The sequence below is a fragment of the Aureispira sp. CCB-E genome (genome assembly GCF_031326345.1).
Taxonomy (GTDB): domain Bacteria; phylum Bacteroidota; class Bacteroidia; order Chitinophagales; family Saprospiraceae; genus Aureispira.
Map to the genome: position 1 here is coordinate 1,235,879 of NZ_CP133671.1, position 24,607 is coordinate 1,260,485.

At 35.6% G+C, this 24,607-nt stretch carries 17 protein-coding genes; 7 read left to right on the forward strand and 10 right to left on the reverse strand.

Annotation, left to right across the window (positions count from 1 at the left end):
* Positions 1 to 357: 357 nt before the first annotated feature.
* Entirely contained in the window at positions 358 to 1,173 is an 816-nt protein-coding gene (panB, locus tag QP953_RS04650; protein ID WP_052594700.1) for a 3-methyl-2-oxobutanoate hydroxymethyltransferase, read from the reverse strand.
* Positions 1,174 to 1,700: 527 nt separating this feature from the next.
* On the opposite strand from panB, the gene QP953_RS04655 reads away from it, so the two are divergent.
* Positions 1,701 to 2,822, forward strand: coding sequence for a hypothetical protein (locus QP953_RS04655; RefSeq protein ID WP_309554118.1), 1,122 nt, complete (start codon positions 1,701 to 1,703; stop codon positions 2,820 to 2,822).
* 308 nt (positions 2,823 to 3,130) lie between these two features.
* Complete coding sequence (dnaK, locus tag QP953_RS04660; RefSeq protein WP_052594696.1) at positions 3,131 to 5,047, forward strand: molecular chaperone DnaK; 1,917 nt, start codon at positions 3,131 to 3,133, stop codon at positions 5,045 to 5,047.
* A gap of 99 nt (positions 5,048 to 5,146) precedes the next feature.
* Here dnaK and QP953_RS04665 read toward each other — a convergent pair whose 3' ends face one another.
* Entirely contained in the window at positions 5,147 to 6,496 is a 1,350-nt protein-coding gene (locus QP953_RS04665) for a hypothetical protein (RefSeq protein ID WP_309554119.1), read from the reverse strand.
* Between the two features lie 364 nt (positions 6,497 to 6,860).
* Here QP953_RS04665 and rplS point away from each other — a divergent pair, with 364 nt between their 5' ends.
* Positions 6,861 to 7,289, forward strand: coding sequence for a 50S ribosomal protein L19 (gene rplS, locus QP953_RS04670; RefSeq protein ID WP_063833043.1), 429 nt, complete (start codon positions 6,861 to 6,863; stop codon positions 7,287 to 7,289).
* Between the two features lie 266 nt (positions 7,290 to 7,555).
* The gene (locus tag QP953_RS04675) at positions 7,556 to 8,173 is read left to right on the forward strand and encodes a hypothetical protein (RefSeq protein ID WP_309554121.1); all 618 of its coding nucleotides are present in this window, start codon (positions 7,556 to 7,558) and stop codon (positions 8,171 to 8,173) included.
* A gap of 54 nt (positions 8,174 to 8,227) precedes the next feature.
* Here QP953_RS04675 and QP953_RS04680 read toward each other — a convergent pair whose 3' ends face one another.
* The 8 genes from QP953_RS04680 to panC form a co-directional block, all read right to left on the reverse strand.
* Positions 8,228 to 9,724, reverse strand: a complete 1,497-nt coding sequence (locus QP953_RS04680) for an outer membrane beta-barrel protein (RefSeq protein WP_309554122.1) — start codon at positions 9,722 to 9,724, stop codon at positions 8,228 to 8,230.
* 21 nt (positions 9,725 to 9,745) lie between these two features.
* The gene (locus QP953_RS04685) at positions 9,746 to 10,183 is read right to left on the reverse strand and encodes an RNA polymerase sigma factor (RefSeq protein WP_231512766.1); all 438 of its coding nucleotides are present in this window, start codon (positions 10,181 to 10,183) and stop codon (positions 9,746 to 9,748) included.
* A 243-nt stretch (positions 10,184 to 10,426) separates the two neighbouring features.
* The gene (locus QP953_RS04690) at positions 10,427 to 11,266 is read right to left on the reverse strand and encodes a hypothetical protein (protein ID WP_052594689.1); all 840 of its coding nucleotides are present in this window, start codon (positions 11,264 to 11,266) and stop codon (positions 10,427 to 10,429) included.
* Positions 11,267 to 11,637: 371 nt separating this feature from the next.
* Complete coding sequence (locus QP953_RS04695) at positions 11,638 to 12,609, reverse strand: polyprenyl synthetase family protein (protein ID WP_309554124.1); 972 nt, start codon at positions 12,607 to 12,609, stop codon at positions 11,638 to 11,640.
* Positions 12,610 to 12,751: 142 nt separating this feature from the next.
* Positions 12,752 to 13,561 carry an inositol monophosphatase family protein gene (locus tag QP953_RS04700; protein WP_309554125.1) on the reverse strand — a complete coding sequence of 270 codons (810 nt, stop codon included), beginning with the start codon at positions 13,559 to 13,561 and terminating at the stop codon, positions 12,752 to 12,754.
* Positions 13,562 to 13,730: 169 nt separating this feature from the next.
* Positions 13,731 to 14,438: an inorganic pyrophosphatase gene (locus QP953_RS04705; RefSeq protein ID WP_052594684.1), complete on the reverse strand. Its 708-nt coding sequence runs from the start codon at positions 14,436 to 14,438 to the stop codon at positions 13,731 to 13,733.
* A gap of 304 nt (positions 14,439 to 14,742) precedes the next feature.
* The gene (locus tag QP953_RS04710) at positions 14,743 to 18,861 is read right to left on the reverse strand and encodes a DEAD/DEAH box helicase (protein WP_309554126.1); all 4,119 of its coding nucleotides are present in this window, start codon (positions 18,859 to 18,861) and stop codon (positions 14,743 to 14,745) included.
* Position 18,862: 1 nt separating this feature from the next.
* Positions 18,863 to 19,714 carry a pantoate--beta-alanine ligase gene (gene panC / locus QP953_RS04715; RefSeq protein WP_309554127.1) on the reverse strand — a complete coding sequence of 284 codons (852 nt, stop codon included), beginning with the start codon at positions 19,712 to 19,714 and terminating at the stop codon, positions 18,863 to 18,865.
* Between the two features lie 250 nt (positions 19,715 to 19,964).
* Between panC and QP953_RS04720 the strand changes: the two genes are divergently transcribed.
* From QP953_RS04720 to glmS, 3 genes are all read left to right on the forward strand, one after another.
* Positions 19,965 to 20,768 carry a glycogen/starch synthase gene (locus QP953_RS04720; RefSeq protein ID WP_052594679.1) on the forward strand — a complete coding sequence of 268 codons (804 nt, stop codon included), beginning with the start codon at positions 19,965 to 19,967 and terminating at the stop codon, positions 20,766 to 20,768.
* Between the two features lie 279 nt (positions 20,769 to 21,047).
* Positions 21,048 to 22,391, forward strand: a complete 1,344-nt coding sequence (locus QP953_RS04725; protein WP_309554128.1) for a DUF4270 family protein — start codon at positions 21,048 to 21,050, stop codon at positions 22,389 to 22,391.
* Between the two features lie 372 nt (positions 22,392 to 22,763).
* Positions 22,764 to 24,605: a glutamine--fructose-6-phosphate transaminase (isomerizing) gene (gene glmS, locus QP953_RS04730; protein WP_052594676.1), complete on the forward strand. Its 1,842-nt coding sequence runs from the start codon at positions 22,764 to 22,766 to the stop codon at positions 24,603 to 24,605.
* Positions 24,606 to 24,607 lie beyond the last annotated feature (2 nt).

Below are 24,607 nucleotides of genomic sequence, written 5' to 3' on the forward strand. Positions count from 1 at the left end.
GGTCACCACTGACAAATCAATACAAGTCAATTTATAACCGAATATTTGACGAGTTAAGATCTAGAGTGTATGGGTACAGGTAGTTTAAGATAATCGGTCAATTAGAAAATTGTTGCGTTTAATGTTCCAATTGACCGATTGCCTCAGCACCTTTCTTAATTTTATTTTAGATGTCTCTCTTCAATAGTTGGCTGCGCTGTTATTACGTGGTCGTTGAAAAATAATATGAATGTTGTTTTTATCTTTTTGTTAAAAAAAGTAAATAACGTAAGCGAATAGCAACCTCACGAAATAATCAACGAACTACTATTTGAGAACATGATAAGTTATTATAGCGGCATGAGCTACAAGCAGTTTTTAATACTGTTCCTTATCGTTTGGAAAATCGCCGCTTTTGACATCGCTAATATATCGTTCTGTCGCCTCTTTCATATCATCAAAAAGCTCCAAGTATCTTCTTAAGAAACGAGGTTGAAAATCTTTAGTAATCCCCATCATATCGTGTGTTACTAGTACTTGACCATCTACATGAGGACCAGCACCAATGCCAATTACTGGAATTGAAACGGACTCAGCAACTTGTTTACCTAGTTTGGCTGGAATTTTTTCTAAGATGATGGCAAAGCAACCTAATTCTTCTAGAAGTTTGGCATCTTCAAGTAATTGTGCCGCCTCAGCTTCTTCTTTGGCACGAACAGAGTACGTTCCAAATTTATAAATAGACTGAGGGGTTAGTCCCAAGTGTCCCATAACAGGTACGCCAGCACTCAAAATACGTGTAATGGATTCTTTTATTTCAATTCCTCCCTCTAGTTTTACAGCATGGGCGCCAGACTCTTTCATAATGCGAATGGTAGAGGCTAGAGCTTCTTTGGAGTTTCCTTGGTACGATCCGAAGGGTAAATCAACAACAACAAATGCACGATTAATAGCACGAACAACGGATTGAGCATGATAAATCATGTGGTCTAATGTAATTGGCAATGTTGTTTCGTGACCTGCCATAACATTAGAGGCAGAATCACCAACTAGTAAGATGTCGATTCCTGCGGCATCAAGGATACGCGCCATTGAGTAGTCATAAGCTGTAAGCATAGATATTTTCTCTTGGCGTTGTTTCATCGCAAGCAAAACATGCGTTGTTATTTTCTTTATTGGTTTATGAACAGACATGATAGTTAGTTAAATAGTTGTAGTCAACCCCTCTATGTGTATTATTGAATACGTTTAAATCATACAAGAGCTTTCTAAATGTTTTGTTGTAATAGTTTAAAATAACTTATTTTGTAGCTATTTATAATAAAGAAGCTTTCAAAATAATTTCTTAGATGATTATTTTAGAGTAAGTTTTTAAAAAAAGTAATGATAATCAAAGGTTTAATTTTTTTTGCTTGAATGTAGGCAGAATGTTTAAACAAACTAAAGCATCAAGTCCAAATTAAAATACTATCTACTAATATCATTGTATGATAATTTTAAGTTTCTAAACGTTTGGTTATCATCGTTAATAATTTTGAACGTACTCTTTGTACTGTAAAGATGAGAATTAATTGTTGGCTGGACAAATATTACTCTATTATTGCACAATCATACCCTAATCTTGAAAGATATTCCTTAGTTTTGTGCACTTTCGTAAATTGTCCTCACTTAATATAATATTACAGTACATCACTATTTTTTAGTTTTTTAAATGAAATGAAATGAAGTTGAAATTTGTATTTGCTTTTTTTGTAGGAGTTGTACTATGTACACAGTACAGTTGTTCAAATGAAGTTGAAGTGATTGGAGTTTGGAAAGATATTCCGGTTGTTTATGGTGTGATTAATCGTCAAGATTCAGTGCATTATATTCGAGTAGAGCGGGCGTATTTGCCACCTAATCAAAGTGCATTAGAAGTAGCCCAAATAGCAGATTCTTTATATTTCGACCCGAATGAAGTGGACATCGAATTATATTATATCAATAATACAACAGGAGATACATTGCCATGGATTAGACCTCTTGTTCGAGTAAACTTAGCAGATGAAGGTATTAGCAGAGAAGATGGGATATTCCAAAACAATCCAAGTTATGCTTATAAAACAACAAGAACAACTGGTCATAATTTATTATTGAAAATCGATAATAAGAAGACTGGAAATGTTTTTTATGCTAGTTCAGAGTCGGTTAGAGGAGAGAGTACTAGAATTTTTACCACTCCAGCTTATTCTTTAGTGCCTTTAAAACCTATTGCTTGGAGAGGTTTTAATAATCAGAATGAAGAAGTATTTAATTCTTTGACAGTAGAAATGACAGGAAATGGTTTTGCTTCTATTTATGATTACAAATTCCGTTTTCATTACAAAGAGTACGAAGTGGACAATCAAGGTGCGCAAGTACCAGGAACACTTGTTAGTAAAAGTGTTGAGTGGGTTGCGGCAAGTGATTTTATTCCTGTGGTATCAAACCAAACGAAGCAAGTTATTAATGGGGAAGCCTTTTATCAATTTTTAGAGAGAACTTTATCCGATGTTACAGGAACAAGCATAAGACGTTGTGCTGGATATTTGGAAGTTTATATTGATGGAGGTTCTGCTAGTTTGAGAGACTATATTCTAGCTAGAAAAGCAAATGAAGGATATACAGGAGGGTTGTACCCATCAGAGCCTTATTCTAATATTCAAGATGGATATGGGGTATTTGCCACCTCTGATCGTGTAGAGCGTGTTGATCGACCTTCTGATCCTAAATTAATGAGAATGTCTAATTTATCTTACGAATACTTGAGCAACAGTGATCTTACCCGAAAGCTAGGATTCGAATCAAGTTCTCCTTGTTTTTAATTGTAAGGAGTTTTAATAAAAAATAGTAGATCACGAATTTTAAACACTAGTATTCGTGTTCTGTAGGAAGCCATTTGTGAGAAATTCTTGCAAATGGCTTCCTCTTTTTAGAGCATGTTAGCTAGACATTTTGACATATTGACAGACGTAAATCGGACAAAATATACCTCAATAGATTCTAAATATGTCAATTTAACATTTTTTTTAGAATGGTATATCCCTTGTTTATATAGGAGTGAGCAAAAAAATAATCTTGTTCAAAAAGAATCGACATTAATTAAAAACACTTAATAAATAAATAATAAATTATGAGCAAAATCATTGGTATTGACTTAGGAACAACCAACTCTTGTGTTGCTGTTATGGAGGGAAACGAACCAGTGGTGATTACCAATAACGAAGGTAAACGTACCACTCCTTCTATTATCGGTTTTTTGGATAACGGTGAGCGTAAAATCGGAGACCCTGCAAAGCGTCAAGCGATCACAAATCCAAAACGCACAATCATGTCTATTAAACGTTTCATGGGAGTTCGCTACAGCGAAATTTCTACTGAAGCAGAGCAAATGCCTTATGAAGTAAAGAAAGGTAATAACGATACTGTTCGTGTACAAATTGACGACAGAGAATATACACCACAGGAAATTTCTGCTATGGTGTTGCAAAAAATGAAAAAAATTGCTGAAGACTATTTGGGACAAGAAGTAACAGAAGCAGTTGTAACAGTACCTGCTTACTTTAACGACTCTCAACGTCAAGCAACCAAAGAAGCTGGTGAAATTGCTGGTTTGAAAGTTCGCCGTATCATCAATGAGCCTACTGCTGCTGCATTGGCTTATGGTTTAGATAAAGGTGACAAAGATATGAAAATCGTTGTTTACGATTTAGGTGGAGGAACTTTTGACGTTTCTATCCTAGAATTGGGTGGCGGTGTATTTGAAGTAAAATCTACTAATGGTGATACGCATTTAGGTGGTGATGACTTTGACCGTGTGATCATGGAGTGGTTGATGGCTGAATTTAAAGAGCAAGAAGGAGAAGATATTTCTCAAAATGCAGAGGCTTTGCAACGTCTAAAAGATGCTGCTGAAAAAGCTAAAATTGAGCTTTCTTCTGCTAACAGTACGGACATTAACTTGCCATACATCTCTTTTGGACCATCAGGTGCAAAACACTTGGTAAGAACATTGAGCCGTTCTAAATTCGAGCAATTGGTAGATGGTTTGGTAAAACGTACTATTGAGCCTTGTAAACAAGCCTTGGAAGATGCAGGATTGTCTTTGGCTGATATTGACGAAGTAATCATGGTAGGTGGATCTACTCGTATCCCTGCTATTCAAGATGCTGTTGAAAAATTCTTTAACAAAAAACCAAACAGAAGCGTTAACCCTGACGAAGTAGTAGCTTTGGGTGCTGCCATTCAAGGTGGTGTATTGACTGGAGATGTAAAAGATGTTTTATTGCTAGACGTTACGCCTTTGTCTTTAGGTATCGAAACAATGGGTGGTGTATTTACAAAAGTAATTGAAGCCAATACAACGATTCCTTCTAGTAAATCTCAAATCTTCTCAACAGCACAAGACAACCAACCTTCTGTAGAGATCAATGTATTGCAAGGAGAGCGTCCAATGGCTAATCAAAACCGTTCTATCGGTCGATTTAACTTAGATGGTATCCCTCCAATGCGTCGTGGTGAAGCACAAATCGAAGTAACTTTTGACATTGATGCGAATGGTATCTTAAAAGTTTCTGCAAAAGAAAATAAAACAGGAAAAGAGCAGTCTATTCGTATTGAGGCATCAACAGGACTTACAGAGGATGAAATCCAACGCATGAAAAATGAAGCAGAGGCAAATGCTGAAGCAGATAAAAAAGCACGTGAGACTGTTGATAAAATCAATGAAGCGGATTCTGTTATCTTCCAAACTGAAAAGCAATTGGAAGAGTATGGAGACAAGATTCCTGCTGACGCTAAATCAAATTTAGAAGGTGCTTTGGCTAAATTGAAAGAAGCACACCAACGCCAAGATGTTGATGCAATCAACCGTGAATTAGAAGCTGTTAATGCTGCTTGGGCTGCTGCTACTCAAAACATGGATCCAAATGCTCAACAAGGTCCTCAAGGAAATCCAACTGCTGACAATACCAATACAGGTGGTAACCAAGATGGAGAGGATGTAACAGATGTAGAATTTGAAGAAGTAGACAACGATAAAAACTCTTAAGAGTGTTGTCCTAAATAAAATGAGCGACTATTGATCTTTCAATAGTCGCTTTTTTATTTATATGACCAACAAAGTGTGTATTGGACGTTTGTATAAAAATTATTTGTTTTTAAATATTTGAATATAACCCGCTGGACCTGATGGATTCGGTGAAGTGTAGTAATTATTATAGGTACTTTGAACGGCAATGTATGCCCCATCGGGAGACCAAGTTGCTTTTTCTATATAATCAGAACCTTGGCTATCGTAGAAAAATACCAATTCTCCTTGTTGCCAGTCATAGATAAAGATCTTTTTTTGATCATTTGAAACAACCATCAAGTAATTCCCTGTTGAATCAAAAGCACAGGATCTAGTTCTTTTCCTAGTGGCTTTGGTTTGGGGAATGCTAATACAAGCGAGCTCTTCATGCGTTGTTAAGTCATAAACATATACTTGATTGTGTTCACCACCAAGCGCAATGTACTGCTCTTGCGGAGAGAAGGTGGCATGGGTACTTTTTTTCTTTTGAGGTATTTGAATTGTCTTGTTACCCTCTAAGTCGTATAATTGAAGGTACTTGCCATGGGCACTCATAATGTATTGCTTAGAAGAAGATATGTAATCTACCTTTTTTGCTTTGGGTAGAGTAGCCTCTGCGGCATCTTTCCATATCATTTGAATTTTATAAGGTGCCCAAATAGCATATGTTTTATATGGTATAATATTTTTTCGATCTTCTTTGTTAATTTTTATTCGAGACTCTTCTGTCCATGTTTGCGTATTGTAAGCAATTAGAAAATAAGTACGTTCTCTAGATGCAAGATTGAATTGTTCACCATAAGCAAAAAGTACTGCTCCATCAGGCGAAAATGAAAAATCTGTTAACTCAATGTCGCCATCATCTGAATGATTAAATGGAATGAGGGTGTAAAGCGAAGACGATAAGTCAGGAGCAAAATCATTCAGATGATCTGATTGGTGAGTATAAGGAATTTTGGGCGTATTAGAGCTATTGGTATCGTAGGCAGTCGTATCCCATGTCATGCCTTCTGTTAAGTGCTCGATGTACTTACCATCAGATACTTGGATGGTATAAGTAGCTTGGACTAGCTTTTCTTCTTGAAGCCAGTTTCCACCAGCTTGTACATGATAAAAGTCTGAGTACCCTTTGTAGCTTTTTATGTTGTCATTGAGTTTATTGGTTTGATGCACCTTGGCGATAAATTGAGAAGTATTTTTATTGACCCATGCTTCATTGCAAATATTATCAATGCTAATTTCTTGTTTGATGGCATCCTTTTCGGAAGCAGTATTCATTAGCACTCTAAGAAAAAAACTATAGTCTGTAGGTAGAGGCATATAGTATTTTTTAGCAACATGATAATAAATGACAATGACTTTGAGGGTAAGTTCTTTCTGTTGTGGAGATGAACGCAACACTCTAACACCATATAAATCCGTAGACATTTTTAACAATTTTGGTTTTGCAAATAGATTTGTAATAACGTCTAATAAAAATAAGTAGTTTAGCTCGTTTTACAAAAGCTCTTTTTACTTAATTTAGTGATGTTCATAAAGTAGTTTTTTGTCTTAATAGCTTGATAAGTAATGTGTTGTTGTGATTTGAATAGAAGGGTTCAGAAGATAGTAGGTTGTTTTCAATAATTGATATACTAAGGTTCATGCTGAGATAAGCTAAAGGATTGAAAAAAAAGTATATAAAACAAGGGTTTTTTTCGATAAAATAAGGAGAGTTTAAAAAATAATGTTATCTTTGCCAACGCTTTTGTAAACAAGACTAGAAAAACTAGCAATATAAATATACATTGTAATGAACGATTTAATCAACTTCGTAGAAAAACAAACAGCTCGTGATATTACTGATTATGATTTCTTTAAATCAGGTGATACTGTTGCTGTAAGCTATAAAATTATTGAGGGAAGTAAAGAACGTATTCAAGTTTTCCGTGGAGATGTTATCCAAATTAAAGGTTCTGGAACTTCTAAGACATTTACAGTTCGCAAAATCTCTCATGGTGTAGGTGTAGAGCGTGTATTCCCTTTCAATTCTCCAGCAGTTGCTTCTGTTAAGAACTTGAAAAAAGGAAACGTTCGTCGTGCACGTTTATACTACTTGCGTGAATTGACAGGTAAATCTGCTCGGATTAGAGAAAAGCAATTTACTAAAAAATTGGATGCCAGCATGAAAGGTAAGACTCGTAGAGCTACCTGGGCTTGGGAAGAAAAAGTATACAAATAAGACTACTTATTGTATTAAAAATATACAGCTGCTTAGATGAATTTCTGAGCAGCTTTTTCTGTTTATACCTTAGCCAATAATGAATTAGATTCAATTGGGATAGATTTTCTTTTGGTTGGAGGTATGGGCAATAACCGTGGGTTTTAGATAGAGAAATAGGGACGAGGGTACTTACTAGTTATTGAATATTATTTATTACATTAAATTCTTTATAAACCTAGCACACACTCTAGGTTACGAGTAACTAATGTTTTTTACACCTAAATATGAAATTATTATTTCTTGCATTGTTTTTAATGAGTTATGGTATTATAGTGAAACAAGATCCCTCTTGTATCGAAAAGAATGCGCGAGAACTTGTTACTTGGTTTATAAAAACAAACAAAGATTGCTATTTAGTTCTAAATGAATCTGATTGGGGAGAGATAAAAAAAGATATCTACACGAAAATTTCCTTAGAGAAAGGAATGAATATTCTAAAGTTCAAAAAAGAAAAAGATGGAAATGTCATAAAAAAAGAGATAGTTGTCGTTGAAGATACTACGAAGAAGAAAATGAATATTACTTTGCCAGGAGAAGTCGTTATTTATGATGTAAAAAATGAAAAAGAAAGACAAGAAAGTGGATCTAGGAAGGTAATACAAATGTGCAAGGAATATCAAAATGAACTGAATCGAAAGCCAACAAATAAAGCTATTCTTGATATTTGTATAAACGAAGAAGGCGTTGTAGAACGTGTAAAATTTGTTAAAAGTGAGGTTGATTCTCTAAGTCAAGAAACTATTGATTTGCTTATGCGGTGTGTTAAACAATTTAGATATGAAGCGGCTCCTAATACTCCTATTATGTGTGGGAAGCTAATACTTCATTTAGGATCTCGCTAAGAATATAAAAATAGACTTCCCACAACAAAAAAACATCTTTACTCTATTTACGTCTTAAAACTTAAACTGAGCACCAAGACCTAAGCCCATGTATACCGCCGCATGATTCAGTTGATATAAATCTGAAAAACCATAGTTTTGGTATCTTCCATCTACTCGTAGTTGAATCGTAATATTTTTATTGATTTTGTAACTGATGAAAGGGCGACAACTGTAGGAAATAAAGAATTTAGAAACAGGAAAGGGAGTTGCTTCTGTCTCTAACATGACGATGTTATTATATTGATCTAATGTTTTTCCTTTTTGAGATTGTGTGAAATTAAAGTGGATACCAAGACTAATTCCATAGTTTAATCTACCAATAGATTTTTGTATCCCCAAGAACAAAGGAATCGCATAATAAGTCATTTTATTATGATGTTTGACCACTCTTGTTGCTGTGGCGTTGGAATAACCAGTAGGAGAGATAGGGTTGGCTCTAGTGATGCCCCACGATTGAGTTGAGTTAAATTCGCTCATAGATTGGTTGTATTCAAATCCTGTCAGGACAAATAAGTTTTTGTAAAAATAAAACTCTACTTCAACCCCAATAGAAGTGCCTAGTTCGTATTGGTATCCTTCGTTTAAAAGATGACCTATATTGTTACTGTTTGAAGGAGCAAAGAATATGTTTTTGATCGTGTGTAGTCCTAAGAAAGAACCGATGTTGAACTTTGTTCTATTTGTTCTTTTGTTTAGAAAAAATGCATCTGTTAGCTCAGGGGTAGTATGCTTTTGCTCTAGTGGGAGTTGGATGGATAGGTTTTGTATATCTAGTGTTTTTATTTTTTTACTGCCTTTGTTCCAATTGAGTGTCTCTGCGGCAGCATTTTTATTAATAGTAGATGAACTATGATTATTTAGTTGGCTTTCGTTTGTATTATCAGAAGTAGGAGAGTTTATCTGAGTAGATTGATCCTCAGAAGAAGTCGTGTTTTTAGGAGTAGTGGTATGATAATTATTTAGTTTTGTATTATAAGAAGCAGAAGGTGCTTTCTGAGAAGTTTTCCCCTTAGAAGTGGTTCTATTTTGGAACGTAGATATGTGCTGATTGTTTAGTTGGTTCACGTTCGTGCTGTGAGAAGTATAAGGTACTATCTGAGTAGATTGATTCTTAGGGAAAGCCGTGTTTTTAGGAATAAATAAGTTATTGTTTAGCTGGTTATTGCTAGTATTGTGGGCGATAGGCAAGTTTGAAGCTTGCTTAGCGAGTGTAGCTATTGGATTGATATATGAATGATTAGAAGGAACGTTGGTTTCTAGATGCAGCGTAGATCGGCTATTATCAAATGTATTAGAGTTGTTGTAAAATAAAATCCATAAAATTCCACTTAGAATAAACAACAGTATTAATGCTCCTAATAAAAGATTCTTATTAGAAAGAAGAGAGGACTGTTTCACTTTATTCTCCTCTAGTCCTTTTTCGATATTGTTCCATAAATCATTTACATCTAGACCTTCTAAAGAGCTAGTGTTTTTTAGATGATTTTTTATTTTTCTTTCTAAATCCATACCCAAATGAGTCGTTTAATGTTAGACTAAGTTAAAGTGAAATTCTGAATCTGATTCAGTTCTTTTTTTTATCCATTCTCTAGCTCTAGATAAGCGTTTTCTAGATAAGGAAGGCTTGATTCCTAGCATCGATGAAATTTCTTCATGAGAAAACTCATCGATTACAAAAAGGTTAAACACTTCATAGAGATTAGGAGGCATCTGTTTTAGATATTTCAATACTTCATGGACTGTTAGATTATCAAAAGCAGTAGGAGAAATTGGTGCGCTGTGAAAATCAACGATTAGTTGTTCGATTGTTTTTTTGGACGTTTTTGCATTGTACTTTAGGCAGTTGTTGATGGTGATTTTTGTAGCCCAAGTTCCTATGCTAGCTTTTTTAGGATCAAATAAGTGGAGGTTCTTAAATATATTGATAAAGGTATCTTGTAAGACGTCTTTTAGGTTATTTTGATCCATTAGATATCTTCTACAAATGGGGTTAAGATAAGGCAACATTAAATTATACAATTTAAATTGACTATTTCTATTGCCATTTAGGCATTGAGTGATTAATTGTATGTTTACTTTATCTTTTAGCACTTATCTTATGTATATTAAAAAAAAACAGCAAGTAGTATCTATATGATTAATCATTTTTTCTGATAAAGAATGAGGAGTTTATGGAGGTTTATTCCATAAACTCGCTTATTATCAGTAAAACTAAGGTACACAATTACAATTGGCATCTAAAAAACCTCTGACTCCAGCAGGAGTCGTACAAGGATCTCCAATGTTAGCTAAGAAAGAAGGACAGTCAAAATTCGAACTACTCACACAGTTGCAAAGTAAATCCAAAACTCCTTGATTTCCACTCGGAGTCGTACAAGGATCCCCAAAATTGGCTTGTAGGTTAGGACAATCATAAACAGGGTTGGTATCACAGTTGCAATTAGCATCAAGTGTTCCTACATTGCCGCTGATCGTTACGCAAGGATCTCCAATATTGGCTTGTAAGGTGGGACAATCAAAAGTAGTCGTATTGGTTACGCAGTTACAATTTGTATCTATAGTTCCTATATTACCAGCAGGATCAGTACAAGAATCACCAAAATTAGCTTGTAGTGTAGGACAGTCATAGGTTGTCGTGGTGGTGATGCAGTTGCAATTAGTATCAATTGTCCCTCGTGCACCAGCAGGAGTTGTGCAAGGGTCACCAAAATTAGCTTGCAGATTAGGGCAGTCATAAGTAGTTGTCGTTGTTGCGCAGTTACAACTAGAATCAATTGTCCCTATATTGCCAGCAGGATTCGTACATGGATCCCCGATGTTGGCTTGTAAGGTAGGACAATCGTAAGTGATTGTAGTTATACAGTTACAATTAGAATCCAACGTTCCTCGATCACCAGCTGGAGTTGTACAAGGATCTCCGATATTAGCTTGAAAAGCTGGACAATCGGTTGTAATTGTTATGGAATCTGCATTGGGATCACAGGAAAATATTAAAAAGGAACATAAAAATATTGTTACTAGCCCTTTGGATAAAACTATAAAATTATTCATGATTTGAATTTTACTTAGATTAAAAAACTTGAGTAGCAAATTTTTAATAGAAAAGGTATTTTGAAAGGAGAATAACCCAACAAAACAAACTTGATAACCATTAAAATTATGAACTAAAATTCATTGATGTTTACGTTATTAAATTATGTATATCGAAAAGGCCTTTTCATTGAGTTATATCTCAATAAGGTAGACAGTGTGACAAAAAAATTAAGAAAAATGTATTTAGGTAGTAAAAAATTCTGATCATGTTTTGACAAAAAACAAAAAACTCTCCCCAACATTATTGGAAAGAGTTTCTTTATTCTTGATAAAAATAGCTTATCTGCTAGATTAGATCTTGCAAAAAAAAATGGGTTAGAACCTGCGTTTTAGTGCTCTCGCTCCATCAACATATCCAAGAAAGCATACAAAGGTTTTTTGGCTTCCTCTGAAACTTTCAGCAAGTTTAAATTGTGTATCGCCTTTTCTTTATAAATAGCCATAATTTTTTTCATCTCATCAGGAATACCTAATGTTCTGAAAATTTCTGTTACACGTTCTATTTTGGCAGCTTCTTCTTCTGGTCTAGGTGTACTAGATAAGAGTTGATTCAATTCTTGTTGAGTTGCTTTGTCTGCTAGTTCTAATGCTTTAATAACCAAAGCCGTTTTTTTATTTTGAATAATGTCGCCACCAATGCGTTTTCCTACTTTTGCTTGAGTGCCAAAGGTGTCCAACCAATCATCTTGCATCTGAAAGGCAATGCCCATATTTCGTCCAAACTCTCCAATCAGTTCTGCTTCTTCTAGCGAAGCACCACCTACTAAAGCGCCCATTTTCATGGCTCCATATAGCAAAATAGATGTTTTTAATTCAATCATCTTTGTATACTCAGGAAGGCTTACAGTAGGTTGCGTTTCAAAGTTAACATCCATTTGTTGCCCTTCACAAACCCCAATAGCTACTTCGTTAAAGACAGGAAGGAGGGTGGGGAGAATTTCTGGAGCTACTTTGCTAAGGTGGTCGTAAGCATAAACCAACATAACGTCACCAGCTAAAATAGCCGTATTGGTATCAAATTTTTTATGAACCGAAGGTTGACCTCTTCGGATTGGAGATTCATCCATAATGTCGTCGTGTACCAACGAAAAATTATGAAAAATCTCAACGGCATAGGCAACAGGGAGGGCTACACTAACTTCTTTTGTAAACAATTGACAAGCCATTAATGCTAAAAGTGGACGGATTTGTTTGCCACCTAAAGACAAAATGTAATCAATGGGTTCGTAAAGTTCTCTAGGGGTGTGCTGTGCAAAATTATTGTCTTTTTGGTAGGTTTTAAACAACTGATGTATATCCATTTTTATAAAAATTGCTGGTGTGAAAATTATTTATGGTTAACTAAGGCGTATTCCTTTTAAGAATTAGCACAAGATGTTTTAAGATAAAACAAGTTAAGAATTTTTTTTATTTATAGCTAATTTCAATCTAACAGACCAATGCTTAAGCAGACAGGTTGGGCTTGAAGTGTTTTTTAGTTGCATGAATTAAATGTTGATAAATCATAGGATTGCCTGCTACAATTTCCTTTCCATAAATAAAGTTCTGCTCGCCTGAAAAGTCGCCAACCAAACCACCTGCTTGTTGGACAATGAAAGCTCCTGCTGCAACATCCCAAGGCGATAAGCTATATTCAAAATAACCATCAAAACGCCCACAGGCAACATATGCCAAGTCCAATGCCGCAGAACCAAACCTCCTTAATCCTCTTGTTCCCAACATCAGAGGTTTTATCATGGCTAAGTAAGCGTCCATTTGCTCAAAGTCATAATAAGGAAAACCTGTTGCTAATAAAGACTGTTCTAGGGTTGAGGTGGTGCTAACCTTGATTTTTTGCTGATTTAAAAATGCCGTTTCTGCCCCTTTCCAGCTATAAAATGTCTCTTGATGATTGACTTCATGCACGACTCCTAAAACGGTTTCTTTTTGGTACTGCAATGCGATACTAATGGCAAAAAAAGGCAACTGATGCAAAAAGTTGGTCGTGCCATCTAGAGGATCAATAATCCATTGCCAGTCTTTGTCTTCATGTGCTACGGTTTCTTCTTCAGCCAAGAAAGCAGCATCTGGCAAAAATTGACTCAAACCATCAATCAATTTCTGTTCAGATGTTTTATCAACATAGCTAACTAAGTGATTCAACTGCTTGTGTTCAATTTCTTGACTTTTGACTTTTCCCAATTCTGCTTGTAGGAATTTCCCTACTTCAAGGCTTAATTGACAAGTTTGTTGGCAAATCTTTTCTAAGTTCATTGAATGATTTGTTTGTAAGGTTAGAATGCAAATTGTTTTAAATGAGATTAGGGCATTCCTTTCAAATTATAAGTAATCGTTTATGACCCGCTAATAATCAAAAATAAAAAGAGCTGCCCTAAAAATATAGAACAACTCTTTAAATATCTGTATTAATCTTTATTAAGAACTAAGCATTAACATTTAATGCTTCGGCTAATGTTTTGGCTAAATCTTGATCCAAAGAACCAAAGTGTGTTTCGTAGTCTTGCTGACTTCTACGAACAACCTCTAAAGCTTCTTCTCTACCATAGGTATGTGTAATTTCTACTTCTTTAACGCTATCTTTATTATCAGGATCTTCTTTATACGTTAAGAAGTAATGTTTGATGCGTTTGATTAGTTTTTCTGGACAATCTTTGATGTCTTTGATGTCACCGTAGGTATGATCACCTTTTAACACAGCAACAATTTTATCATCCGCTTCGCCACCATCAATCATACGGAAACCACCAACAACGATAGCATCTAACAATAGATCACCGTGTGTCAAGGCTCTATCCATCAATACACATACATCTAAAGGGTCGCCATCGCCAACAATATCTGTTCTACCAGTTTGCTGCATGCAAAATTCTGCCATCGCTTCAGCAGAATAAGTACGAGGAATCAAACCGTAAGGAACAGGAATATTGTTAGAAAATTTATTAGGGCGGTCAATCATTAAATAACCGCTTTCTTTACAAATTTCGTATTTCATTTGATCTCCAGGAACTACCTCAATGTAGCAACGAACAACTTCAGGAGCGCCTGCTCCAATGTTAACACCATGCCAAGGATGTGCTTTGTAACGTTTTCCAAATCTATTCCAAATATCGTGGAGCTTATCGTTAGCCATAATTTTCAATAAAATTTAAAGTATCTGTGCTATAAAATAATTTAAAGAGGGGCATTTTGTTTAGAAAGTATAAGCATCAAGGAAATTCTATTTATAAAATTCCTCAATCTAAAACGATTTAAGCCCCGTCTCAATTTGCAAATTTACAATTTTTGTTTTAGACTATATCTAAAAGCTTATTGTTTTTTGTAACAGTTTGATAGAAAATAGAGTACAGACAGGATTTGTACTCTATATCGGAAATATTTGAGTATTAGGCAAAAAGAATTTCTCTACTTAGTAAGCAGTAAGAAATATTTGATACCTAATTATTTTTAATCAAATCTAATAAGTCTGCCGCTGAGAGTTTTGAACTAGCATCTGTTCCTTCTAATAAGGAATCTGCCAAATCTCTTTTGTCTTCATGCAACTTGATAATTTTCTCTTCGATTGTATTTTCAGTAATCAAGCGATAAACTGTTACTGGGCGCTGCTGACCAATACGATGGGCTCTATCTGAAGCCTGATCTTCGACCGCAGGATTCCACCAAGGGTCCATGTGAATTACATAGTCTGCTGCGGTTAAATTTAATCCTGTTCCTCCTGCTTTTAGACTAATTAAGAACAACTCGCCCTCGCCTGTTTGAAAAGCATCAATACGCTCTTGTCGTTTTTTGGTTGGAGTTTGTCCATCCAAATATTGATAACTAATGTTTTTCTCTCGAACGTATTGTTCAATTAGTTGTAAATGTCCAACAAATTGGCTAAAAACCAATGCTTTGTGTCCATTGCTGATTAATTCCTCTACAATTTCTCCAAAGAGTTCTAATTTTGAGCTTTTTAAATTAGAATTAGGATCTACTAATTGAGGATTACAACAAGCACGGCGCAAGCGCATAATCTGAGCCAAGACTTTGAGGTGTTGCGTTCCTGCTTGTTGTTGCGTATCTTTTTCTAAGCTCTCCACAGCATTTCTACGCAAGGCTTCATAAAACGCTTGTTCCTCTTTAGACAAGTCAACACTTAGTACTATTTCTGTTTTTTCGGGCAATTCTGTTAAGACATCTTTTTTGTGTCGTCTAAGAATAAATGGACGAATCAATAACTGCAATTGTTTTTGAGTATCGGTGTCTCTATCTTTCTCTATAGGAATAGCAAAACGATCTCTAAAACCCTTTAAGCTACCAAGCAAGCCAGGATTGATAAAGCGGAATAAATTCCACAACTCACCCAAGTGATTTTCAATAGGCGTACCTGTGGTAATAATTTTAAAATTACCTTTCAACTTCATAGCTGCTTGAGAGCGCTTTGCATTGCTATTTTTTATTGCTTGCGCTTCGTCTAAAACAATGGTCTCAAATGTACGAGTGCTAAATAAGTCACTTTCTGTTTGCAACAATCCATAAGTTGTAATCAAAACATCATCAGCAGAAGCGTTTTCTATGCTTTGTTTTCGGTCACTCTCACTAAAAAGAATAGGAGTTAATTTGGGGGCAAATTTTTCAATTTCCTTAATCCAGTTTCGGCAAACGGAAGCAGGTGCAACGACCAAACTAGGTCCTTTGCTACTGCGGTTTAAAATGACGGTTAATGCTTGGATGGTTTTCCCAAGTCCCATATCATCGGCCAAACAAGCTCCGACTCCCCATTCTGCTAGTTTTGACAACCACTGAAATCCTTCTGTTTGATAACTTCGTAACGTTGCCTGAAGATCTTGTGGTGGCAAAAATGTTTTTTGCTCAATGCTTTTTAAACGATTAATATGGTCTACCCAACTATTATCAATATCAATAGTTTCAATCTCGTCAGTTAAATCTTCAAACGCAAAGCTTGCCAATGGATGTATTTTCCCTTCATCGTCTGTAAATTTATAAATGCTATCTAAGCGATTTTGCAACTCTTTGCTCAAAGCTAAAAATTGCCCATCATCCAATTCAATGAACTCTGATTGTTGCTGCTGCATCATATTGAGCAATTGACGCATATCCAATACCAAATTTTCGTTTACCTGAACCGTACCAGAAATGCCAAACCAATCATTTTCTTTGCTAATTGTCAACTTGACATTAGAAAAATCAATCTGTTGTTTAATTTTAAGCTGCTCTCCTTTTGGCCATTCTATCACAATCAAATTCTCCGCTCTAAACGGTTCTAATTCGTGCAACAGTTTTAAGCAACTATGCGGATTTTCCAACTGCCACAAGTTATCTTCTATAGGCTTGTTGTTCGTTAATGTTGGGGAGGCATCAATTAAGGTACCTAATGCTTGTATTTCTGCTTCCAAATCCCGTTTTGTTTGTGTGCGGATCGCTTCTATTTTAGTCACTACACGGGCAGAGCCTTTGCCAGGTTTAAAATAAGGAGCAGCGACTTGAAACGGTTTGACAAAGAACTCTACATCAAAACCTTCGCCCACAGGCAATAAGTGTACATAAATACGAGGGTCAGGTTCAACAGAAGGTATGTTGTCATTTTGAAACTCTAAGTCCGATTGTAGAGGCATAATGGTAGACAAACCAGATAGCGTGCGTTCCAATTGTTCTTTACCCTTAAAAGGAATTTCCAAACTTTTACCTCCAATAGCTTGGGCTAATTGAACTTGTTTTTCACTGACTTGAATCAACTGATAGCGAGTAGGAGTTTCTTTGACAATATAAACGCCTTCGTGTTTGATACTAATGGAAGGGCTAATAGAGTAACCTTCGGTTGTTTCTTTGACAACCAATTCAACCAACCCTTGACGCAATTCACAGGCGACATCAGGAGATTTGTATAAAAATAATAGCGGATGATCAACCAAGGTCATAAACGTTTTGGAAGGAGAGTGGAAGCCATAGGCACTATTATTATAATAGCCCGAAGACTTGGTAATGGTATTGATAACCCGCATATCGTGTGGGGTCGCTTCCAAGACAGAGCCTTCTACCAGTTTATCTAAGCCAGCATTCCGTCCCTTTGACCAACTTCCATTTTTATTGATACGCTGTATTTTGGGTTGTATAATGTCCCGTTCAAAATCAACCAACCAAATCAACCGACTTTGCAAATGTGTTTGTGTAGTAACATTTTGTCCATGAAGTGCTTCTAGTGCCTGTAAGGCAACTTCCCAATCTTCTTGAAGACCAATAACATCCATTAAAGATGGAACAGGACCTAAAATCTCTTGCAATTCCTCTGTCTTGGTTGCGTAAAACTCTTTTCGATTGGTGCTAATTTCTTGCATCAGTACCGCTACGTTGTAAGCCACCCAATAGTATCCATTTTTAATGGCTTTGTGTTGTAGCGTAAGGGCATAGTTCTCCCATTTTGGGGCAAACTTTTGTGTCCAATACTGTGCATAAAGATAGAGCAATCCGTGTAAGTTATAATACAAATGCTCTTGCTCGAATAATTCTTGTGCTCTAGTAGGATTCTCTTGTAAGTTATCAACAATGGCTCCTAAATAGAGGTACACATTACTAATATTATGAGAAAAAACTTCTTTAAAAAAGTTCTTAATCATTGGAATGTGTTTGGTATTGTGATCCTTTAATAGTGCTAGAATAAAAATGACACCATGGTAATCGTCAAAGTAAGTTTTTAACGATTTTTCTTTTTTGCGATAATCTTTTAAGGCTTTTTCATACCTATTGAGCGCTTTTATGTTGTATCCTTGAGCAAAATACAGCCAACCTTTGAACTTAAGCGCATTGATAGAATCTTTGCCTTCCCATAGTTTTTTTACTGTTGCCCAATCGCCTTTTAACAAGGCATGTAAGCTTAGGTAATGGTAGACTAAGTCCAAGTCTTTACCTTTTAGGGTAGAAGCAATTTTTTGAATGTTTTTGAGCGGCTCGTTAACATCTTTTAGGGCAATGATCATTGCTCCCAATTGAGATTTGTAGAACTCGAATTGAAATTTAGGCGAAAGGTTTGGAATGTTATTAATACCATACCGCTCAATAAATAATTTCTTGTAAAGTGTTTCGATATAAAACGAACTATCTTTTTGTAAGGTTTGAACAGCTTTCTGAAAAGTTGAATAATCGTCTTGATACAATGCAAAGGAGGCATCTCGGATAACCTCGTTCGGATATCGATAAGCTTGATAAGGGTTTTCTAAACCAGGAAAAACATCGGTAACCGCTTTGCGTAACACATTGAGTCGCTTATCGCTTATTGCTTGCTGGATGGCAAAATGATAAACTTCTGGGTGAATTTGGAATTTTTGATCTAAGTTTTTCTTAATCAAATGAGCCTCTCTTAACAATTCTAGGCTTTGTCCCAAAGTAATTACATTGTAAGATTGTTTATTGGTGGCTTTTAGTTTTGCCTTCAAACAGATCTGCAAAATCTTGGCTTTGTTTTCTGGACTGTCAATGAGTGCCAGTAGTTTGACCAAGTCTTTTTGTGTGTTATTTAGGGATTGATATTTTTTGCGAATGTCTTCAATCTTACTCATCATATTAGATACTTTCTCTGAGGATTATATTGTCCAATAACCGAACACCATCTACACGAACCGTAGTACAAGCTGTAACTATAGTAGCTTTATCAAAAGAATCAATGATTTCGAGACTGTCTCCATCTATTATTGTAAAATAATCAACTTCTAATTGGTGTTGGTTGATAAATGCCAATGCTTGTTGTTTGACTTCTTCAAGAGACATATGAATAGCATGTTTCTTGGCTTCAAATAGCATTTGGGAAATTAGCTGTGCTTTGATTCTTCCTTCAGGACTCAACCGAACATTCCTAGAGCTCATTGCCAAACCATCTTCTTCTCTTACAATAGGCACTCTGACCAACTGAATAGAGGAATTCATCAGCCCAAGCATGTGTTTGATGATAGCAAACTGCTGATAATCTTTTTGTCCCATATACAAGCAGTCTGGTTGTGCAATATCCAACAAGCGATGCACGACTTCGACTACTCCTGCAAAGTGACCAGGTCGGTGTGCCCCTTCCATTGTTTTGTCTAATCCTGACAAATCAAAAGTTGGGGAAATCAAATCTTTGGGATAAACTTCTGTTACATCAGGCAAAAATAAGGCAGAACAGCCTATTTTTTCTAATTTTTCGATATCACTTTCTATAGGGCGAGGATATTTTTCCAAATCTTCTGCATCGCCAAACTGAGTTGGATTAACAAAAATAGAACAAACAACAAGGTCGCAATCTTGAAAAGCTCTTTGAATTAAACTTAAATGCCCTAAGTGCAAAGCTCCCATTGTTGGAACCAATCCAATTTTTTTTGTTTGTTTTTTCTGTGTGCGTATATAGTGTTGTAAATCTTGAACCGTCTTAAAAATATACATAAGGAGAAGCGAAAATTATGGGACGCTATTTGAAAGAATATAATAAAAATGTGTTGATTTTGTTCCTTTTTGTCCCAAAAACAAAGGATAAGAAGGTCTTAAAACGGGGAAAATTAATTAATTAAACCATAAGAAACAGGTTTAATGGGGCAAATTGGTATTTTTTTCGTAAATTTGCAAATCGAGAAACAGATTCTTTTTGTGTTTTCTTGAAAGATTTTTTTACTAAATTTTTAGAACGAGTAGTTTTATGGCTGATAAGAAAAGAATATTGATAGTAACTCAAGAGATGAAACCGTATACAATTCTTTCTCAAATATCTGAAATTGTACGCGAGTACTCTCAGTTTATTCAAGAGAATGGAGTGGAGGTTCGAATCTTGATGCCTAAGTTTGGAACTATCAATGAGAGAAGACATCGCCTTCATGAGGTGGTTCGTTTGTCAGGGATGAATATTAATGTAGATGATGACGATTATCCTCTAATTATCAAAGTAGCTTCTTTGCCAGGAACAAGAATGCAAGTGTATTTCTTGGATAATGAAGAATTCTTTAAACGCAAGCAAGTGTTTAATGATGCAAAAGACCAGTTTTTTGAAGATAATCTAGATCGCACCATCTTCTTCTGTAGAGGAGTAGTAGAAACTGTGAAGAAGTTTGGGTGGGCTCCTGATATTGTTCATGCACACGGTTGGATGACTAGCTTATTGCCAGCGTTGCTAAAAACTACATACCAAAACGAACCAATTTTCCAAAACGCACAAGTGGTGTACTCTGCTTACCATGCAGACCAAGCAAATCAAGCATTTGCACCAGCGTTCAAAGAGAAAATGGATGTCAATCATTTGAGCGATATTACAGATGCGTACTTAATCAATGGCGTTTTAGATTTGAATGCAGGAGCATCTAAGTTTGCAGAAGGAACTATTATTGGTCTAGAAGATGTACCTACTGACAATATCGCAGAGCCATTCTTGCCCCATCAAGCAGAATTGACGAATAGATATTTAGAATTTTACGAAGAATTATTGGGAGCAACAGAAGAAAACGTATAATTATACATTGAGAATCAATTGGATTCAAGAGACTTGATGTAAGTAAATAGTTGTTAAAAAGAAAGCATAGACAGAAACGATGTCTGGCCAACCAAATCTTTTAGATTGCTTATTTATGAGGTATTATGATACTTAATAATACGATGCAAGTCAAAAACGAATGTTAATATTATACCTAAAATATTGGAGAAAACCAACTACTCTTTGTAGTAGAACCGTTATACTAGGTAGATAAACATACCCCCAATATTTTCAATCAAAAAAATTCTTACAAATTACATGGAATATAATCTAAAATCCCTACTGTACAGTATGTTGGCAGTAGGGTTATTTTCTGCTATGGGATGTAGCAAGTCTAGCGAAATAGGTTTGTCACTAGTAGAACAAGAACAATCAGATATTCTTTATACAGATACCTGTACAATCAAATTAACTACACAAGAAGCAGATCCAATAGAAACCTCGAATAGAACCGTCATGACATGTGGTTCGTATACAGATACCGAGTGGGGCGAATCGGTTGCTTCTATTTATATGAATTTCCGCCTAAATAACACGGGGGCGGTTTTCCCTAATGCTGTTTTTGATTCCTTAGTATTGTCATTGGCATATGAGGATGTGGGGCACTATGGTGAATTTAGAACCAATAAGCCAGCTACGGTTACACAAAGTTGGGAGATTGCTCGTGTATTGGAAAATATAGAAGAAGGGACGGTTTATAAATCGGACAAAACTTTTATGACAGATGGAAATTTGTTGAAATCAAATTTTCAATTTAAACCTAACGATACCCTTAAAATTACCTCTGGTAGTACTACACTAGATCCTCATTTGAGAATTCGTTTGGATGATCAAGCAGGAATTGATTTGGGAGAACTATTTTTAAATCCACAAAGTACAGGTGTTGATATTTATGAGAGCAATACCAAATTTAAGGATTGGTTTAAAGGAATACACATTCGCCCTTCAAGTAACAACCCTACTAATGCAAGTATTGTTCGATTTAAGTCGAAAAACGCTCTGACAAAATTAACCTTGCATTATACCGATACCTCAAACTCAGGAAGTGTTGCAAAAACATTTGAGTTTTTGACAAATGAAGATGCAGAAGTTGTCTCTTCTTTTAATCATACGCACCCAACTACCTTGACAGACAATTTGACAACAGATACAGTAGTTTATGTACAAGGTTTGGACGGTTTGCATACTAAAGTAGTATTCCCTTACGTTGGGAATTTAGGAAATGTTATTATCAACAAAGCAGAGCTTGTATTCCCTGTTGCAGATACTGGAACAAATGCTTTTCCAGAACCAATTCAATTAGTTGCCAAAATCAAAGATTTAGGTGGTAATTTGGTTGTTGTTGATGATATTGTAACTTCTATCAATCGTGCTCAATCTTATTTCTTGTTTGGTGGCGTATTAGAAGATACGGGAAATAAAAATCTTGTATACAGAATGTTTATTTCTGAAGAAATGCAAGCCATTGTAAATGGAACAACATTGGAACGTGCAATTTATTTAACACTTCCATCTGCTTTAGATCCTGAACGTGTTTCGTTAATGAATGAAAAAAGCATTAAGGGAGCTAAGCTTTATTTGACCTATACCAAAATCCAATAGTTTTTGAGAGCCTATTAAACTTGTTGAGCAAAAAAACTGTTTAATAGGCTCTCATTAGAGTTTTTCGTTTGAAGAAAAATTTTCAATAAATTCTACTATAAATAAATTGTTAAAGTATTTTCTTGATAGGATCAAACTTTGCATTTAAGCTCTTTTGAGAAAAAGTGTTTATGGTAGAATATTGTCCGTTGTAGCCCAATATGGGATTTAGATTTCAATGCAAGTAGATAAATTGATAGGCAAAACCAAGACATTACAAAGCAATAATTATTGTTGCCAACGGACAAAGAACAACGATTAGAGCATTTACTTAAAATTTGGACAAACTTCTTCATTAGTCTGATTTGTCCCAACCACTTTAAATAAAAAAATATGTGTGGAATTGTAGCTTATATAGGCGCTAGAGATGCCTATCCGATCCTTATTAAAGGTTTGCAAAGATTGGAATATAGAGGGTATGATAGCGCTGGAGTGGCATTGCTAAAAGACGAAGAATTAACCGTTTATAAGAAAAAAGGTAAAGTAAACGATTTAATTGCTTTTACAGAAGGAAAAGATGTATCAGGATCAGTAGGTATGGGGCATACACGCTGGGCAACACATGGAGAACCGAATGATGTAAATGCACATCCTCATTTATCAGGAGATAGAGACATTTCTATTATTCACAATGGAATTATTGAAAATTATGACTCGATTAAAACAGCCCTAGAGAAGGAGGGACATACCTTTACATCTGATACAGATACAGAAGTATTGGTGCATTTAATCGAAACAATTCAAGCGAAAGAAAATGTAGGTATTGCAGAAGCTGTTCGTATTGCTTTGACAAAAGTTGTAGGCGCTTATGCGATTGTGGTTTTGAGTAAGAAAGAACCAAATAAAATTGTGGCTGCTAGAAAAGGAAGTCCTTTGGTAGTGGGAATTGGAGAAAAAGAATTTTTTCTAGCTTCAGATGCTTCTCCAATTGTTGAGTACACCAAAAATGTTGTCTACATTAAGGAAGAAGAAATTGTTACGCTGAATAGAGCAGGTGAATTGACTTTGAAAACTATTGACAACGAAATTCAAACGCCTTTTATTCAGCATCTAAATATGGAAATTGAGGCGATTGAAAAAGGTGGATATGAGCACTATATGCTTAAGGAAATTCACCAGCAACCTACTACAATGGCAGATGCTATGCGTGGGCGCTTGAACGTCAAAAAAGGTTTGATTACATTAGGTGGCGTTGCTGAATTTGAGAATCGTATCAAAAATGCGGATCGACTAATTATTATTGCTTGTGGGACGTCTTGGATTGCAGGTTTGATTGGAGAATATTTGTTCGAAGACTTGGCACGTATTCCAACAGAAGTGGAGTATGCTTCGGAATTTAGGTATAGAAATCCTATTATTACCAACAAAGATGTTGTAATTGCTATTTCTCAATCTGGAGAAACTGCGGATACATTGGCAGCATTGGATTTGGCGATAGAAAAAGAAGCATTGACCTATGGTATTTGTAATGTTGTTGGTTCTTCTATTGCTAGAATTACGAATGCAGGATCTTATATTCATGCAGGACCAGAAATAGGAGTGGCTTCGACTAAAGCTTTTACAGGGCAGGTAACTCTGTTGACTTTGATGGCACTTCAATTGGCACACAATAAGGGAACCATCTCTCAGTCCTACTACTTTCAATTATTGAATGAGTTGGATACGCTACCTGCAAAATTGAAAAAAGTAGTCGAGCAAGATGCCAAAATTAAGTATATTGCTAATTTATGGAAGGATGCAGAAAATGCTCTTTATCTAGGACGTGGTTATAATTTCCCAATCGCTTTAGAGGGAGCCTTGAAATTGAAAGAAATTTCGTATATTCACGCAGAGGGATATCCAGCTGCAGAAATGAAACATGGTCCTATTGCTTTGATTGATGAAAATATGCCTGTTGTCATTATTGCAACGAATGGTAGTACTCGTGAAAAAGTAATTAGTAATATCCAAGAAGTAAAAGCTCGCAAAGGTAAAGTATTGGCTATTATTACAGAAGGTGACGATCATATCCCTCAAATAGCAGATCATGTTATTGAAATTCCGCAAACAGCAGAACCTTTGGTGCCTCTACTATCTGTTATCCCATTACAATTATTAGCCTATCATATTGCTGTTCTAAGAGGTTGCAATGTTGATCAACCTAGAAATTTAGCAAAATCCGTTACGGTAGAATAAAA